15 protein-coding genes are annotated in these 14331 nt (G+C 66.5%); 7 read left to right on the top strand and 8 right to left on the bottom strand.

Going from position 1 to position 14331, the window contains the following annotated elements; genetic code table 11:
* Positions 1 to 404 precede the first annotated feature (404 nt).
* The 3 genes from BP26_RS0121980 to BP26_RS0121970 all read right to left on the bottom strand — a co-directional run bounded on the left by BP26_RS0121980 (position 405) and on the right by BP26_RS0121970 (position 4043).
* Positions 405 to 2450 carry a M3 family metallopeptidase gene (locus BP26_RS0121980; RefSeq protein ID WP_029922710.1) on the bottom strand — a complete coding sequence of 682 codons (2046 nt, stop codon included), beginning with the start codon at positions 2448 to 2450 and terminating at the stop codon, positions 405 to 407.
* A 121-nt stretch (positions 2451 to 2571) separates the two neighbouring features.
* The gene (locus BP26_RS0121975; protein WP_051749287.1) at positions 2572 to 3459 is read right to left on the bottom strand and encodes a GIDE domain-containing protein; all 888 of its coding nucleotides are present in this window, start codon (positions 3457 to 3459) and stop codon (positions 2572 to 2574) included.
* A gap of 11 nt (positions 3460 to 3470) precedes the next feature.
* Positions 3471 to 4043: a LemA family protein gene (locus BP26_RS0121970; protein WP_029922708.1), complete on the bottom strand. Its 573-nt coding sequence runs from the start codon at positions 4041 to 4043 to the stop codon at positions 3471 to 3473.
* Positions 4044 to 4174: 131 nt separating this feature from the next.
* On the opposite strand from BP26_RS0121970, the gene BP26_RS0121965 reads away from it, so the two are divergent.
* The 6 genes from BP26_RS0121965 (at position 4175) to gpmA (ending at position 8827) form a co-directional block, all read left to right on the top strand.
* Complete coding sequence (locus tag BP26_RS0121965; protein WP_051749286.1) at positions 4175 to 5080, top strand: alpha/beta hydrolase; 906 nt, start codon at positions 4175 to 4177, stop codon at positions 5078 to 5080.
* Between the two features lie 16 nt (positions 5081 to 5096).
* The gene (locus BP26_RS0121960) at positions 5097 to 5627 is read left to right on the top strand and encodes a gamma carbonic anhydrase family protein (RefSeq protein ID WP_029922706.1); all 531 of its coding nucleotides are present in this window, start codon (positions 5097 to 5099) and stop codon (positions 5625 to 5627) included.
* A gap of 69 nt (positions 5628 to 5696) precedes the next feature.
* Positions 5697 to 6584 carry a hydroxymethylglutaryl-CoA lyase gene (locus BP26_RS0121955; RefSeq protein WP_029922705.1) on the top strand — a complete coding sequence of 296 codons (888 nt, stop codon included), beginning with the start codon at positions 5697 to 5699 and terminating at the stop codon, positions 6582 to 6584.
* 21 nt (positions 6585 to 6605) lie between these two features.
* The gene (locus tag BP26_RS0121950; RefSeq protein WP_029922704.1) at positions 6606 to 7316 is read left to right on the top strand and encodes a CoA transferase subunit A; all 711 of its coding nucleotides are present in this window, start codon (positions 6606 to 6608) and stop codon (positions 7314 to 7316) included.
* Position 7317: 1 nt separating this feature from the next.
* Positions 7318 to 7947, top strand: a complete 630-nt coding sequence (locus BP26_RS0121945; RefSeq protein ID WP_029922703.1) for a CoA transferase subunit B — start codon at positions 7318 to 7320, stop codon at positions 7945 to 7947.
* A 127-nt stretch (positions 7948 to 8074) separates the two neighbouring features.
* Entirely contained in the window at positions 8075 to 8827 is a 753-nt protein-coding gene (gpmA, locus tag BP26_RS0121940; RefSeq protein ID WP_029922702.1) for a 2,3-diphosphoglycerate-dependent phosphoglycerate mutase, read from the top strand.
* 310 nt (positions 8828 to 9137) lie between these two features.
* Here the strand turns inward: gpmA and BP26_RS0121935 are convergent, their stop codons facing one another.
* From BP26_RS0121935 to BP26_RS0121920, 4 genes are all read right to left on the bottom strand, one after another.
* Positions 9138 to 9392, bottom strand: a complete 255-nt coding sequence (locus tag BP26_RS0121935; protein ID WP_029922701.1) for a GlsB/YeaQ/YmgE family stress response membrane protein — start codon at positions 9390 to 9392, stop codon at positions 9138 to 9140.
* A 93-nt stretch (positions 9393 to 9485) separates the two neighbouring features.
* A complete protein-coding gene (locus tag BP26_RS0121930) occupies positions 9486 to 10013 on the bottom strand; it encodes a hypothetical protein (protein ID WP_157572693.1) in 528 nt (175 codons plus the stop codon).
* Positions 9997 to 10857 (bottom strand): NUDIX hydrolase, encoded by an 861-nt coding sequence (locus BP26_RS0121925; protein WP_029922699.1) that lies wholly within the window; start codon positions 10855 to 10857, stop codon positions 9997 to 9999. The genes BP26_RS0121930 and BP26_RS0121925 overlap by 17 nt, the downstream gene beginning before the upstream one ends.
* Positions 10858 to 10926: 69 nt before the next feature.
* Positions 10927 to 12207 (bottom strand): MFS transporter, encoded by a 1281-nt coding sequence (locus BP26_RS0121920; protein WP_029922698.1) that lies wholly within the window; start codon positions 12205 to 12207, stop codon positions 10927 to 10929.
* 136 nt (positions 12208 to 12343) lie between these two features.
* Here BP26_RS0121920 and BP26_RS0121915 point away from each other — a divergent pair, with 136 nt between their 5' ends.
* Positions 12344 to 13345, top strand: coding sequence for a GlxA family transcriptional regulator (locus BP26_RS0121915; RefSeq protein WP_051749285.1), 1002 nt, complete (start codon positions 12344 to 12346; stop codon positions 13343 to 13345).
* 13 nt (positions 13346 to 13358) lie between these two features.
* Here the strand turns inward: BP26_RS0121915 and aqpZ are convergent, their stop codons facing one another.
* Positions 13359 to 14063 (bottom strand): aquaporin Z, encoded by a 705-nt coding sequence (gene aqpZ / locus BP26_RS0121910; protein WP_029922696.1) that lies wholly within the window; start codon positions 14061 to 14063, stop codon positions 13359 to 13361.
* Positions 14064 to 14331: the final 268 nt, after the last annotated feature.

Genomic DNA, 14331 nt, shown 5'->3' with positions numbered 1-14331 from the left:
GAGCCAGGCCAGCAGCTCGGCGCGCCGGTTGGCCAGCGTACGCGGCGCAGCGCCCGGCTGGGCGATCACCACGGTGTCCTTGGCCACGTCCACACCAATATCCAGAATTTGCATCCGCCAGCCTCCGCAGTTAGGGTCATTGGGCTGGGGTGGACCCCCGCATTAGCGTGAGCTTGCAACTCATCGGCGGTCTTAAAAGCCGCTAGATTCCTCATCGACGCTCAAATGCGGGCGGGGGATGTCTCAGGAAGTCTGTGCCTCTTGTCCAGGCCAGATGCGCAGCGATGTCCCTCCACCCCAGCGCTTCTACTTTCGCAGAAACGCTGAATGGACCATACAAGCGCAGCTCAGGATGACAGCAAAAACTGGATTCCCGCCTACGCGAGAAGGACAGTTCTAATCTATCAGGCAGTCAACCCGGAATGCTTCAATAACGGCTCAATACTCGGCTTCCTCCCCCGAAACGCGACAAACAGCTCCATCGCATCCTCGGATCCGCCCTTCGACAACACGGTATCGCGGAAGCGATGCCCGGTCTCCGGCGAAAAGCCGCTCTCCTCGAACGCGGCAAAGGCGTCTGCCGACAACACCTCGGCCCACTTGTAGCTGTAATATCCCGCCGCATACCCGCCGGCAAAGACATGCGAGAAGCTGTTGGGCATGCGGTTCCAGGGCGGCGGCACCAGCACGCTGACTTCCTTGCGCGCCTGCGCCAGCGTCTCCATCACGCGCGCGCCCTTCTCCGGCGCGTAATCGCGGTGCATGCGCAGGTCGAACAGCGCGAACTCGATCTGCCGCACCGTGGCGAGGCCGGACTGGAAACTGCGGCTGGCCTGGAGCTTCTTCAAAAGCTGATCCGGAATCGCCGCGCCGGTCTGCCAGTGGTGGGCGAAGCTGTTGAGCGTGTCGCGGTCGTAGGCCCAGTTCTCCATGAACTGGCTGGGCAGTTCCACCGCATCCCAGGCCACGCCGCGGATGCCGGAGACGGCGGCTTCATCGACCCGCGTCAGCAGGTGATGCAGACCGTGGCCGAATTCGTGGAACAGGGTCAGCACTTCATCGTGGGTCAGCAGGGCGGGGTCGTTGCCCAGCGGCGGGGCGAAGTTGCAGGTGAGATAGGCCACCGGCAATTGCAGGCCGGAATGGGTGCGGCGCCGGCCCAGGCATTCATCCATCCAGGCGCCGCCGCGTTTGTCCTGCCGTGCGTAGGGATCGAGGTAGAACAGGCCGATGTCGCTGCCGTCCGCCTCGCGCAGGGCGTAGGTGGTGACGTCCTTGTGCCAGGTGGCGACGTTGGTGACGCGCTCGATCTTCACGCCGTAGAGGCGCTCGACCAGGGTGAACATGCCGTTGATGGCCTGCGGCGCCGGGAAGTAGGGGCGCAGTTCCTCCTCGGAGAAGCCCAGCTTGTCTTCCTTCAGTTTCTCGGAATAGTAGGCGGCATCCCAGGGCTGGAAGTCCTCCAGGCCGTCGCGCTTCTTCGCGTAGGCCTTCAGCTCGTCCAGTTCGGCCTGCGCGAACTTGCGCGCCTTGCCGGAGAGGTCGAGCAGGAAGCGCTCCACCGCGTCGGGCGATTCGGCCATCTTGGTTTCCAGCGACAGCTCGGCGAAGTTCTTGAAACCAAGCAATAGCGCTTCTTCATGGCGCAGCGCCAGGATCTCGCCCATCAGCGCGGTATTGTCGTGCTGGCCGGCCAGCGGTCCCTGGTCGGAGGCGCGGGTGGCGTAGGCGGTATACAGTTCCTTGCGCAGATCGCGGTTGTCGGCGTAGCTGATCACCGCATCGTAGCTGGGGAAGTCCAGGGTCAGCAGGAAGCCTTCGAGTTCTTTCGCCTTGGCGCGCTCTGCCGCCTGGGCCTTGCCCTGCGGCGTCATGCCGGCAAGCAGGCTTTCGTCGGTGACCTGCTTGCTGAAGGCCTGCACCGAGTCCATCAGGTTCTCTTCGAACTTGCTCTGGATCTCCGACAGCCGCATGGCGATTTCCTTGTAGCGCGCCTTCTCCTTGGGCGGCAGGGCGATGCCGGACAGGCGGAAATCACGCAGCGCGTCCTCGACCACCTTCTTGCGCGTCGCCGAGAAGCCGGCAAAGCCGGGCTGCGCTTTCAGCCGCTCGTAGGCGTGGAACAGGGCTTCGTTCTGCGAGATTTCCAGGCCGTATTCGGTGACCTTGGGCAGGCAGGCATTGAATGCCTTGCGCCACTCGGCGGTGGAGGTGACGCCGAACAGGTGCGACACCGGCCCCCAGGCGCGCGAGATGCGATCGCCCATGTCTTCCAGCGGCTCGATCAAGGTCTCCCAGCTCGGCTCGCCCGGCGCGGCGAGCAGCTGCTCCAGCGCCTTGCGGTTGTCGGCGAGGACGACGTCGATCGCCGCTTCGGCGTGCTCCGGCCGGATCTGGTCGAAAGCCGGGAGGGCGCCGGGCGCGGCGGGGGCGAGCAGGGGATTTTCCATGGGATTGCGGTTCGATCGGGTGAGCTGAAGCCTTGAGACAGTCAAAGCCCCGGGAAGTTGGAGGTGAAATCAGGACTGAAGCTGGTGTCCCCCGCGCTTCGATTCAAGTGCGGCGGCACCATCATAGCCAGCCGTGGCTGTGGAGGATCGGCACGGCGCTGAGGACCGCCAGCGCGGCGGCGGCAAGCAGCACCCGGCCGCGGCGGCGGTAGCGCTCCAGCAGCGTCTGCCGCGACACGGCGGAGAGCAGGAATTCGCGCCGGTCCGGCGGCTGGCCCAGCACGTTCAGGTCCGGCAGCGTTTGCTGCTCGGCACGTTGGGTGCGGATTTCCTCCAGCGCGGCGGCGCGGGCAGTTTCCCATTCTTCGGGATCGATGCGGCCGTTGCGGTCGGCATCGAAGCGGCGCAGCAGTTCGCGGCGGTCGCGCTTCCATTCCCCCAGCAGGGCGGCGAGGTCGCGGCTCTCGTCGGAGGCCTGCGCCGCCGCCTGGGTGCGGAACCAGCCCTTGGCGGTGAGCAGCGCATCCTCGGTGATCAGCCGCTCGGTGTAGCGGTATTTGCCGTAGGTGAAGAACGCATCCCAGGCCGAGCGCGGCAGATGCAGGGGTTTCTGTGCGTGTCCGCGCCACTGGCGCGAGACATTGGGCTCTACGTTGGCCCCGACCGGGTCGACGATGCAGTCGCCGGTGGTGTCGCTGAGGTAGAACAGGTCGTCGCTGGTGGCGTCCGCCACCACCTCGGTGTCGTTGTCGGAGGTGAGGACGATGCGGTAGTGCCACCAGATACAAGGCACGCCGGTCAGCGGCGAGACGATGCGCGGGCCCGGCATCAGGCGGGCACGGCCGAGCAGCTGCACATAACCCTGCGCCGCCGAGCGGATGCGCGACTGCGGCGTATCTTCCAGTTCGCGCGCGCGGCGCAGGTCGCGCAGGCCGAACCAGGCCGCCGCCGCGCCGCCGCAAAGCGCGGCCAGCGTCCACTCTAGCCCGAGGATGCCGCTGCTGTCCAAGTGGGGAAGCGTCAGGCGCGGAACAGCGCGCCCAGGTCCACGTCCCGTGTTTCCTCGGCGCTGAATTGCAGCGACACCTTCTGCCGGAAGCCGCACAGCCGCGCCACGATCAGGTCGGGGAACTGCTCGATGCGTACATTGTTGTTGGCCACGTATTCGTTGTAGAACTCGCGGCGGTCGCTGATTTCGTTCTCCAGCGCGGTGATGCGCGAAAGCAGGTTCATCATCTGCTGGTTGGCCTTGAGCTGCGGGTAGCTCTCCACCGTGGCGGCGATGCGGCCGACGCCGGCGCGCAGCGCGCCCTCCGCCGCGGAGACGCCCCGGATGTCGCCCTGTTCGCGCGCCGCCTGGCTGCCGGCGCGGGCCTGCATCACGCGTTCCAGCGTGTCGCGCTCGAACTGCATGTAGGCCTTGCACACTTCGACCAGCTTGGGAATCTCGTCATGGCGCTGCTTCAGCAGCACGTCGATATTGCTCCAGGCCTTGGCCACCCCGTTCTTGATCGCCACCAGGCCGTTGTAGATCAGCACGGCGTAGAGCAGCAGCGCCACCAGGATGGCCAGGGGGAGGTAGTGAAGGAGCATAGGGATATCCAGATTTCCGGATTTTTTGTACGGCGGTCGGGGCCGCTGGAGATCAGTATTGCATGTGCTGCCGCGGTGCGGTGCGGTACTATTCCACTTTGTCCCCCAGATTCGATCCAGAGGAAGTCCCGGTGCGCGTCCTGCTCCTTGCCTTGGCCAGCTTGCTGGCTCTAAGTGCTTGTTCCAGCCAGCAATTTCTCAACGCCACCGCCTCGGGTTCAGGCTATACCCTGAGCCAGAATGTGGTCTACGACGACACCACCGGGCTCAAGCTGGACATCTACTCGCCGCAGAACGGCGGCAACAACGCTCCGGTGGTGGTGTTCTTCTTCGGCGGCCGCTGGAGCGAGGGCGACAAGGAGCAGTTCAAGTTCGTCGGCCAGGCGCTGGCGGCGCGCGGCTTCGTCGCGGTGATTCCGAATTACCGGCTGTATCCGCGGGTGCGTTATCCGGATTTCCTCAACGACTGCGCCCGGGCGGTGGTCTGGACCCACAGCCATGTCGGCAGCTACGGCGGCAGCGCCAACCGCATCGTGCTGATGGGCCATTCGTCCGGCGCCTACAACGCCGCGATGCTGGCGCTCGACCCAGAATTCCTGGTGCAGGCGGGCGGCAACCGCAACTGGGTGCGCGGCATGATCGGCCTGGCCGGCCCCTACGACTTCCTGCCGATCACCGATCCGGACCTGCGCGACCTGTTCGGGCCGCCGGAGACCTTCGACCGCACCCAGCCCGTCTTCCATGTCGACGGCAATGCCCCGCCGCTGATGCTGATGCACGGCGGCAAGGACGAGACCATCGACATCCGCAACACCAACAACCTCTACGACCGCGTCAAGCGCGCCGGCGGCATGGTGGAAAAGACCATCTACCCGGATCTGACGCACAGCCGCATCCTCGACGTCACCGCCGTGCGCCTGCAGAGCTACGCCGACGTGATGAACAAGATCGACTCCTTCGTCCGCCGCGTCACCGTGGGCAATGCGCCGACCTCGATGCAGCCGTCGTCGATCCAGACCTACGTGCCGCCGAAGTAGACGGGGATACGGGTCCATGATCCGGCCATACCGCGGTGTGCTGCCCCGCCTGGGGCGTGGCGTCTACGTCGACCCCGCGGCCCAGCTGATCGGCGACGTCGAGCTGGGCGACGATGTGTCGCTGTGGCCGATGGCGGTGGTGCGCGGCGACGTCAACCGCATCCGCATCGGCGCGCGCAGCAACGTGCAGGACGGTTCGGTACTGCATGTTACCCATGACGGTCCCTACAGCCCCGGCGGCGCCGACCTGCAGATCGGCGAGGACGTCACCGTCGGCCACGGCGTGATCCTGCATGCCTGCCGCATCGGCAACCGCTGCCTCATCGGCATGGGGGCGCGGGTGCTGGACGAGGCGGTGCTGGAAGACGATGTATTCGTCGCTGCCGGCAGCCTGGTGGCGCCGGGCAAGCAGCTGGTTTCGGGATATCTGTACCGCGGCTCGCCGGCGCGGCAGGCGCGGCCGCTGACCGAGCGCGAGATTGCGCAGCTGAAGTATTCGGCCGAACATTACGTCCGGATCAAGAATTATTACCTGGAGGAGTCGTAGCATGCGCCCCGCCTACGCCGCGCCCGTGTTGGCCGGTGTGTCCGGTGCGCATCCCGCGACCGTTGAATAATGGACCGCGTCCGTATCGTTGAAGTGGGGGCGCGCGACGGCTTGCAGAACGAAGCCGCCCGCGTGCCGGCCGCCGTCAAGATCGAGCTGATCGAGCGTCTCGCCAATGCCGGCCTGCCGGTGATCGAAGCGACCAGCTTCGTCAGCCCGAAATGGGTGCCGCAGATGGCGGACGCCACGGAAGTGCTGGCCGGCTTGCACCGCAAGCCCGGCGTGTCTTACCCCGTGCTGGTGCCGAACCTGCAGGGGCTGGAGCGGGCGCACCAGGCCGGCGCCGACCATGTCGCCGTGTTCACCGCCGCGTCCGACGCCTTCAACCGCAAGAACATCAACTGCGACATCGCCGCCTCGCTGCTGCGCATCAAGCCGGTGGTCGACCGGGCTCGCGCCGCCGGGCTGAGCGTGCGCGGTTACGTCTCCTGCGTGCTGGGCTGTCCTTACCAGGGCGAGGTCCAGGTGTCCGACGTGGTGCGCGTCGCCGCGGCGCTGGCGCAGATGGGCTGCGAGGAAATCTCGCTCGGCGACACCATCGGCGTCGGCACGCCGGGCAAGGCGCGCGCCATGCTGCGTGCCGTGGCCGAGGCGGTGCCGATGGCGCGCATCGCGGTGCATTTCCATGATACGCGCGGGCAGGCGCTGGCCAATATCTACGCCTGCCTGGAAGAAGGTGCGCGCTCGGTCGATGCCAGCGTCGCCGGGCTCGGCGGCTGCCCTTACGCCCGCGGCGCCACCGGCAACGTCGCCACCGAAGACCTGGTCTACATGCTGCAGGGTATGGGACTGGAAACCGGTGTCGACCTCGACGCCCTGATCGAAACCGGCCGCTGGATCTCGAACAAGCTGGGCCGCGAACCAGCCAGTAAACTAGGGCGTGTCAAGAAAAGCTGAGATCAATTCCAAGGGGTCAGCGTGAACAAACTCTACCCCAGCGCCGCGGCGGCGCTGGACGGCATCATCCGCGACGACATCACCCTGGCGGTGGGCGGCTTCGGCCTGTGCGGCATCCCGGAAGCGCTGATCGCCGCCCTGCGCGACACTGGCAAAAAAGGCTTCACCGTGATCAGCAACAACGCCGGCATCGACGGCTTCGGCCTGGGGATGCTGCTCAACACCCGCCAGGTCAGGAAGATGATCTCCTCCTACGTCGGGGAGAACCGTGAATTCGAGCGCCAGTTCCTGGCCAACGAGCTGGAACTGGAATTCACCCCGCAGGGCACCCTGGCCGAGAAGCTGCGCGCCGGCGGCGCCGGCATCCCCGCCTTCTACACCAAGACCGGCTACGGCACCGTCGTCGCCGAAGGCAAGGAAACCAAGCAGTTCCCCGGCCTGGACGGCGAACTGGAGTGGTACGTCATGGAGCGCGCCCTGCGCGCCGACGTCAGCCTGGTCAAGGCCTGGAAGGCCGACAAGGCCGGCAACCTCATCTACCGCAAGACCGCCCGCAACTTCAACCCCATGGTCGCCACCGCCGGCGTCATCTGCGTGGCCGAAGCCGAAATCGTGGTCGAAACCGGCGAACTCGATCCGGACCAGATCCATACCCCCGGCATCTTCGTCAAAAGGCTGGTCCACAACCCCAGCCCCGAAAAGCGCATCGAACAGCGCACCCTGAGGAAATAACATGCCCTGGACCAGAGAGCAGATGGCACAGCGCGCCGCCCAGGAACTCAAGGACGGCTTTTACGTCAACCTCGGCATCGGCCTGCCCACCCTGGTATCCAACTACATCCCCGACGGCATGGACGTCTGGCTGCAGTCCGAGAACGGCCTGCTCGGCATCGGTCCCTTCCCCACCGAGGATGAAATCGACGCCGACCTGATCAATGCCGGCAAGCAGACCATCACCACCGTGCCGGGCAGTTCGTATTTCAGCAGCGCCGATTCCTTCGGCATGATCCGCGGCGGCCACATCAACCTCTCCATCCTCGGCGCCATGCAGGTGTCCGAGCGCGGCGACCTGGCCAACTGGATGGTGCCGGGCAAGATGGTCAAGGGCATGGGCGGGGCGATGGACCTGGTGGCCGGCGTCAAGCGCGTGGTGGTGCTGATGGAACACACCGCCAAGGGCAACGAGTTCAAGATCCTGTCCAGGTGCAGCCTGCCGTTGACCGGCGTGGGCGTGGTCGACCGCATCATCACCGAACTGGGCGTGCTGGACGTGACGCCGGAAGGATTGAAGCTGGTCGAGCTGGCGCCGGAAGTGAGCTTCGACGAGTTGCGCCGCAAGACCGGCTGCACCGTACGCAACTAAGCATCCATGCAGGTCGGCTCAAGCGCAGCGGAGCCGGCAGTGCCGTGACACACGCGTAGGTTCCGGGCATAAACGCCGCTGAACCGACCCGCATGATTTTTTCGCAATTGTTTTCTGGATAACCGACATGACTCACAAACTCGTCCTGCTGCGCCACGGCCAGAGCCAGTGGAATCTTGAAAACCGCTTCACCGGCTGGGTCGATGTGGACATCACCGACGTCGGACGCGCCGAGGCCAAGGCCGCCGGCGAGCTGATGAAGGCCGAAGGCCTGCGTTTCGATGAGGCGCACACCTCGGTGTTGAAGCGCGCCATCCGCACCATGTGGACCGCGCTCGACGTGATGGACCAGGTGTGGGTGCCGGTGAGCAAGACCTGGCGCCTCAACGAGCGGCACTACGGCGCCCTGCAAGGCCTCGACAAGGCCGAGACCACCGAGAAATTCGGCGAAGAGCAGGTCAATGTGTGGCGCCGCAGTTACGACGTGCCGCCGCCGCCGATGCCGGCGGACGACCCCGGCCATCCGCGCAACGATCCGCGTTACGCCGGCCTCGATCCGCGCGCCCTGCCGGATACCGAATCGCTGGCCACCACGCTGGACCGCGTGCTGCCTTACTGGCACGACGTCATCGCCCCGCAGATCAAGAACGGCCAGAGCGTGCTGGTGACCGCGCACGGCAATTCGCTGCGCGCGCTGTACAAGTACCTCACCGGCATGTCCGAGTCGGAAATCGTGAAGGTGAACATCCCCACCGGCATCCCCTTGCTGTTCGAATTGGATAAAGGTCTGCAGGCGAAGAGCCATCGCTATCTCGGCGATGCCGATGCGGCCAAGCGCGCCGCGGAAGCGGTAGCCAACCAGGCCAAGGCGAAGAAGTAGCGACGCCGCGCGGACAATAAAAAGCCGCCCGGTCGGGGATGACCGGGCGGCCTGTCGCTGCGTCAGGGGAAACGCAACTGGGGGTCGGTTCGCGCCAGGGATGGAGAACGCGAACCACGGGCGTAGTATCAAGCTGCCCACATGAACCTTAACTGAACCGGCTTACATCAAGGTTTCAGGCCCCGGTGCGTTTGATGGCCTCCCACCGGCGCTGTTACGCGGCGCACGCGCCCTGCGTGTTCGAGATTCTTCCGATCCAGATGCAGAAAGCGCAGCCGCCTTGATGCGCGGCCGCGCTGGTCGTGCCGTTTTACTTCACCGCTTTGCGGATCACGCCTACCACCAGCAGCAGCACCACCGCGCCGATTACGGCGCCGATGAAGCCGGCCGACTGGCCCGGCTCGTACAGATGCATCGCTTGGCCGGCATAGGTGGCGAGAAAGGCCCCCGCAACGCCCAGCACCGTGGTGAGAATGATGCCCATCTTGTCGTCGCCGGGATGCAGCCAGCGCCCGAGCAGACCGACGATGAACCCGATGATCAGCGTACCGATGAGAGTAAACATGGCCGTCCTCCTTGTCGTTGTGGTTGTTGCGGCGGCTCCGGCTGCGGAAGTCGCGGAAACCATCTTACGCCAAGTGCATCAGGGAGCCACCGATCAATTCCGCGTCAGGGCTTGGGATTGATCAGGGGCTCCCCGGAGATTATCCCGGTCGTCGATCAGCCCCGCGCGCCGCAGCCAGGCCTGCGCATCCTCGGCATCGCCCGCGAACCAGGCCTGCGCCGAACCCAGGATGAAGTTGTAACCCCAGGCATCCATGTCGGCGAACAGCTGCGCGCGTGAGTAGCCCGGCAGGCGCGGCGCCAGCAAGGCTTGCAGATAGCAGACCGCGTTCTCCTCGGTGTCGGTGCCGCCGGCATCGGTATGCAGGCCGGCGCGGCGCGCTTCGTCCATGCAGATGTAATGACAGCCCTCGTGCAGGGCGGAATGCACCGGCGTATCCATGCGCACGTGCAGCACATCGCCCACCAGCCCGGCCTCGGGCTCACCCCAGTAGCTGCCGGGAATGGCCGCGCCCGGCGCGACCAGTTCGATGCGCAATCCATATTCGCGCAACAGCACGCGCAGCGGCTCGATGCCGATGTCGGACAGCGGCGTGACCGCGGGCTCAGCGGGCGCTGACATCGGGAGCGTTGAACAATGCTTCGATCCCCGCAAGCTCCGGCGCAGCCGGATCGATGTGGCCGCTGCGCAGCAGCCAGTCGAGCGTGACCAGGCTGGCATCGATGGTCATCTCGCCTTCCGCGATCAACGCCAGCGCCTCGGCGATGGCGACGCGGCGATGCTCGCTGACCTCGCCGTCCTGGCCGCTCGGCCTGAAGCCGGCGGGCAGGGGCAAGTCATGGACGAAGATCTGCTCGCGCTGCACGCCTTCCGGAATCTCGGCGAGCAGATGGATGGTGCGGCCCGGCGTGGCGCGTTCGGCCAGCGCCGCGGCGATGCCGGACTCTTCCCAACATTCCTTCACCAGTGTTTCGCGGATGCCGTAACCCCAGCCGATGCCGCCGCCCACCACGTTGTCGAACCTGCCGGGGTCGATGAACTTGCTCAAGCTGCGCCGCGCGATCCACAGGCGGGGTGCGCCGTCCTCATCGTCGACGATGCCGTTGGCGTGCACGCCGAAAGTCAGCGTGCCGAAGAAGCGCGCCGCCGCGCGTTCGATCAGCGCCAGCGGCTGCTCGTCGAAGCTGTTGCGGATGGTATAGCGCTCGTCGCGCCAGCCGCGGATATGGCCGGATTCGGCCAAGGCCTTGCAGACCGGATCGAGTGCCGCGGTGCGGCGTTCCAGTGAATCCAGCGCCGGCGCCAGCTTCACCGCCGCGCCGGAAAGCTCGAATACCTCCGGCCAGCGCGCCAGCACGCCCGCGTCTTCGGCGCGAATCCAGCCGTAGCGCTCGGCGCCGACAAGGAAGGGAAGGTGGCGGTCGGGGCGGAAATTCCGTCCCGCTTCGATGCAGGGGAAGCGCATGCGCGACGTATCGGTTGGGGCTGTCGCGATTTTATGTCATCGATCGCGCCGGCACCCGCGATCGCCCGTCTACGCCGGCTGCACCCGCAACACCGTCCGCTTGCCGCCGATGGTCATCACCATCAGCGCGGCCACCACGCACATGCCGCCGGCACTCAGATAAGCCATGGTGTAATTGCCGAAGGTCTCGCGCAGCACGCCGGCACCATACGCGGCCACCGCGGCGCCGAGCTGATGTCCGGCGACCACCCAGCCGAACACCACCGGCGCATCTTCCGCGCCGAACACCTGCGTCGTCAGCCGCAGTGTCGGCGGCACCGTGGCGATCCAGTCCAGGCCATAGAACACCGCGAACAGCAGCAGCCCTGCCGGGGCGAAACCGGAGTAGGGCAGGTAGAGCAGGGACAGCCCGCGCAGCCCGTAGTAGAAGAACAGCAGCAGGCGATTGTCGTAGCGGTCCGACAGCCAGCCCGAAGCGGTGGTGCCGATCAGGTCGAAGATGCCCATCATCGCCAGCAGGCTGGCGCCCTTCACCGCCGGCAGCCCGGCGTCGATGCAGGCCGAGATCAGGTGCGTGCCGATCAGCCCGCTGGAAGACAGGCCGCAGACGAAGAAGCTGGCGAACAGCAGCCAGAAGTCGCGCACCCGCACCGCGCGGCCGAGCACGCGGAAGGCGGCCACCACGGGATTGACCAGCGGCCCGTCCGGGATCGCTTCATCACTTTTGGCGCCATAGGCGCGCTGGCCGATTTCCTTGGGCGACTCCGGCAGCAGCAGCCCCGCCAGCACAACCACGCCCGCCGCCACGCCGGCGACGATCCAGGCCACCGGCTTCCAGCCGCCGCGCTCCACCACCGCCGCCAGCAGCGGCAGGAACACCAGCTGGCCGGTGGCGGTACTGGCGGTGAGGATGCCCATCACCAGGCCGCGGCGCTCGACGAACCAGCGGTTCACCACCGCCGCGGCCAGCACCACCGCCACGCAGCCCGAGCCGATGCCGACCAGCACGCCCCACGTCAGCATCAGCTGCCAGACCGCTGTCATCTGCGTGCTCGCGGCCACCACCACGGCCAGCAGGGACAGCGCACTCAGCACCGTGCGGCGGATGCCGAAGCGCTGCATGCAGGCGGCCGCGAACGGCCCCATCAGGCCGTAGAGGAAGACGTTCACCGCCACCGCCAGGGAAATGGTGGCGCGGCTCCAGCCCAGGCCCTGCTCCAGCGGCACGATCAGCACGCCGGGCGTGGCGCGGACACCGGCGGCCGCCAGCAGGCACAGGAATGCCAGGCCCATCACCACCCAGCTGTAGTGCAGCCGTCCGCCCAATCTGCCCGCAATGCCGCTGTACATGCCGCCTCCGTCGCGACCTGTGCCTGCCCGAAGAACGCGGGAGAGCGCAGGATTGGAAACTTCGAGGCCGGCAAGGTAGCATTGCGCCGCTGTAGCGTAAAAGACCAGTAACCCTCGTTTCAGGACATGATCGAAAATGGCCGGAAAAACCCGCTCCATCGTCGTCCTCGCCTACGACAACGTGCTGCTGCTGGACGTCGCCAGCACCGTGCAGGCCTTCTCCACCTACAACACCCTGCTCGCCTCGCCCGAGCAGCCGGCGTATTCGGTGCGCGTGGTCTCGGCCCGCGGCGGCCTGATCCAGACCAGCGCCGGGATTCCCGTCATGAGCGAGCCGCTGCCGGACCTGGCCACCACCGAGATCGATACCCTGATGGTCTGCGGCGGCGTCGGCCGTCATCTCGCGCTGAAGGATGCGCGCATGATCACCTGGCTGCAGGCCGCCGCGCCGCGCGCCCGCCGCGTCTGCTCGGTGTGCTCCGGCACCTTCATCCTTGCCGCCGCCGGACTGCTGGCGCGTCGCCGTGTGGTGACCCACTGGAAATACTGCGACGACCTGCGCCAGGCCCACCCCGATCTCCAGGTGGAGGACGACGCCCTGTTCGTCCACGACGGCAAGTACTGGACCTCCGCCGGCGTCACCGCCGGCATCGACCTGACCCTGGCCCTGCTCAAGGAAGACCACGGCCACGTCCGCACCATGGAAGTGGCGCGCCACATGGTGGTGTTCATGAAGCGGCCCGGTGGGCAATCGCAGTTCAGCCAGCTGCTGGCGGGCCAGTCCAGCGGCCGCGAAGGCTTCGCCGACCTGATCGAGTGGATCTCCGAGCACCTCGGCGAGGCGCTGGACGTCGAGCTGCTGGCCGAGCGTGCCCACATGAGCCCACGCCATTTCACCCGCGTCTTCCGCGAGCAGATGCAGTGCCCGCCGGCCAAGTTCGTCGAGCGCATGCGCGTCGAGACGGCGCGGCGCCTGCTGGAGGAAACGCCCTTGCAGGTCACCGTGGTGGCGGAGCGCTGCGGTTTCGGCGACGAGGAGCGCATGCGCCGCGCCTTCCTGCGCCAGCTCAAGGTCTCGCCCAGCGCCTACCGCGAGCGCTTCCGCGACAGCCGCAGCAGCGCGGCTGTCGCGTTATGAACCGCAGGAGCTCCTAGGCCGCCTTGCCGTCGTCGTGCAGCCAGCGCGACAACAGACCGGCCAGTACCGCCCCGGCAATCGGCGCCACCCAGAACAGCCAGAGCTGCGCCAGCGCCCAGCCGCCGACGAACAGCGCCGGCCCGGTGGAGCGCGCCGGGTTGACCGAGGTATTGGTCACCGGGATGCTCACCAGGTGGATCAGCGTCAGCCCCAGGCCGATGGCGATCGGCGCGAAGCCCTTCGGCGCGCGGTGGTGCGTGGCGCCGAGGATGATGGTCAGGAACATGAAGGTCATCACCACCTCGCAGGTTGCGGCGGCGGCCAGCGAATAGCCGCCCGGCGAGTGCGCGCCGTAGCCGTTGGAAGCGAAGCCGGCGCCGACGTCGAAACCGGCTGTGCCGCTGGCGATCAGGTACAGCACCCCGGCGCCGGCGATGCCGCCGAGCACCTGCGCCGCGATGTACGGCACCACGTCGCCGGCGGGAATGCGGCCGCCGGTCCACAGGCCCACCGTTACCGCCGGATTCAGATGGCAGCCGGAAATATGGCCGATGGTGTAAGCCATGGTCAGCACCGTCAGGCCGAAGGCCAGCGCCACTCCCGCGAAACCGATTCCCACGTTCGGAAACGCCGCGGCCAGTACCGCACTGCCGCAACCGCCGAATACCAGCCATCCCGTTCCGATGAATTCCGCCGCCGCCCGCTTTGCGATCGTCATGACATCCCTTCCTTGTGTTGTTGTGGAACAGCGCGCCCATTTTGCCCCAATCGCCGTGACGGGCAAGTGTCTCTCCGCCCGATCGACCGGGCTGTAAAGGCAATGGAAATGCCAAGGAATGTTAAGAGCCTGTAACAGAATGAATCGCACCTGCGTTGCAGTCCAAAATCGGGTCAGGCAAGGCGGAGGCCGCAGCCATGGTGATTCCATGGCTGGGGCTGACAACGATCGCCCGCGACACGGTGCCGCGTCAGCGTGGGTGCGGGAG

The organism is Nevskia soli DSM 19509, from assembly GCF_000711955.1.
Classification (GTDB): Bacteria; Pseudomonadota; Gammaproteobacteria; order Nevskiales; family Nevskiaceae; genus Nevskia; species Nevskia soli.
The sequence above is the reverse complement of the archived record's forward strand: the minus strand, read 5'-3'. Positions and strand labels throughout refer to the sequence as shown.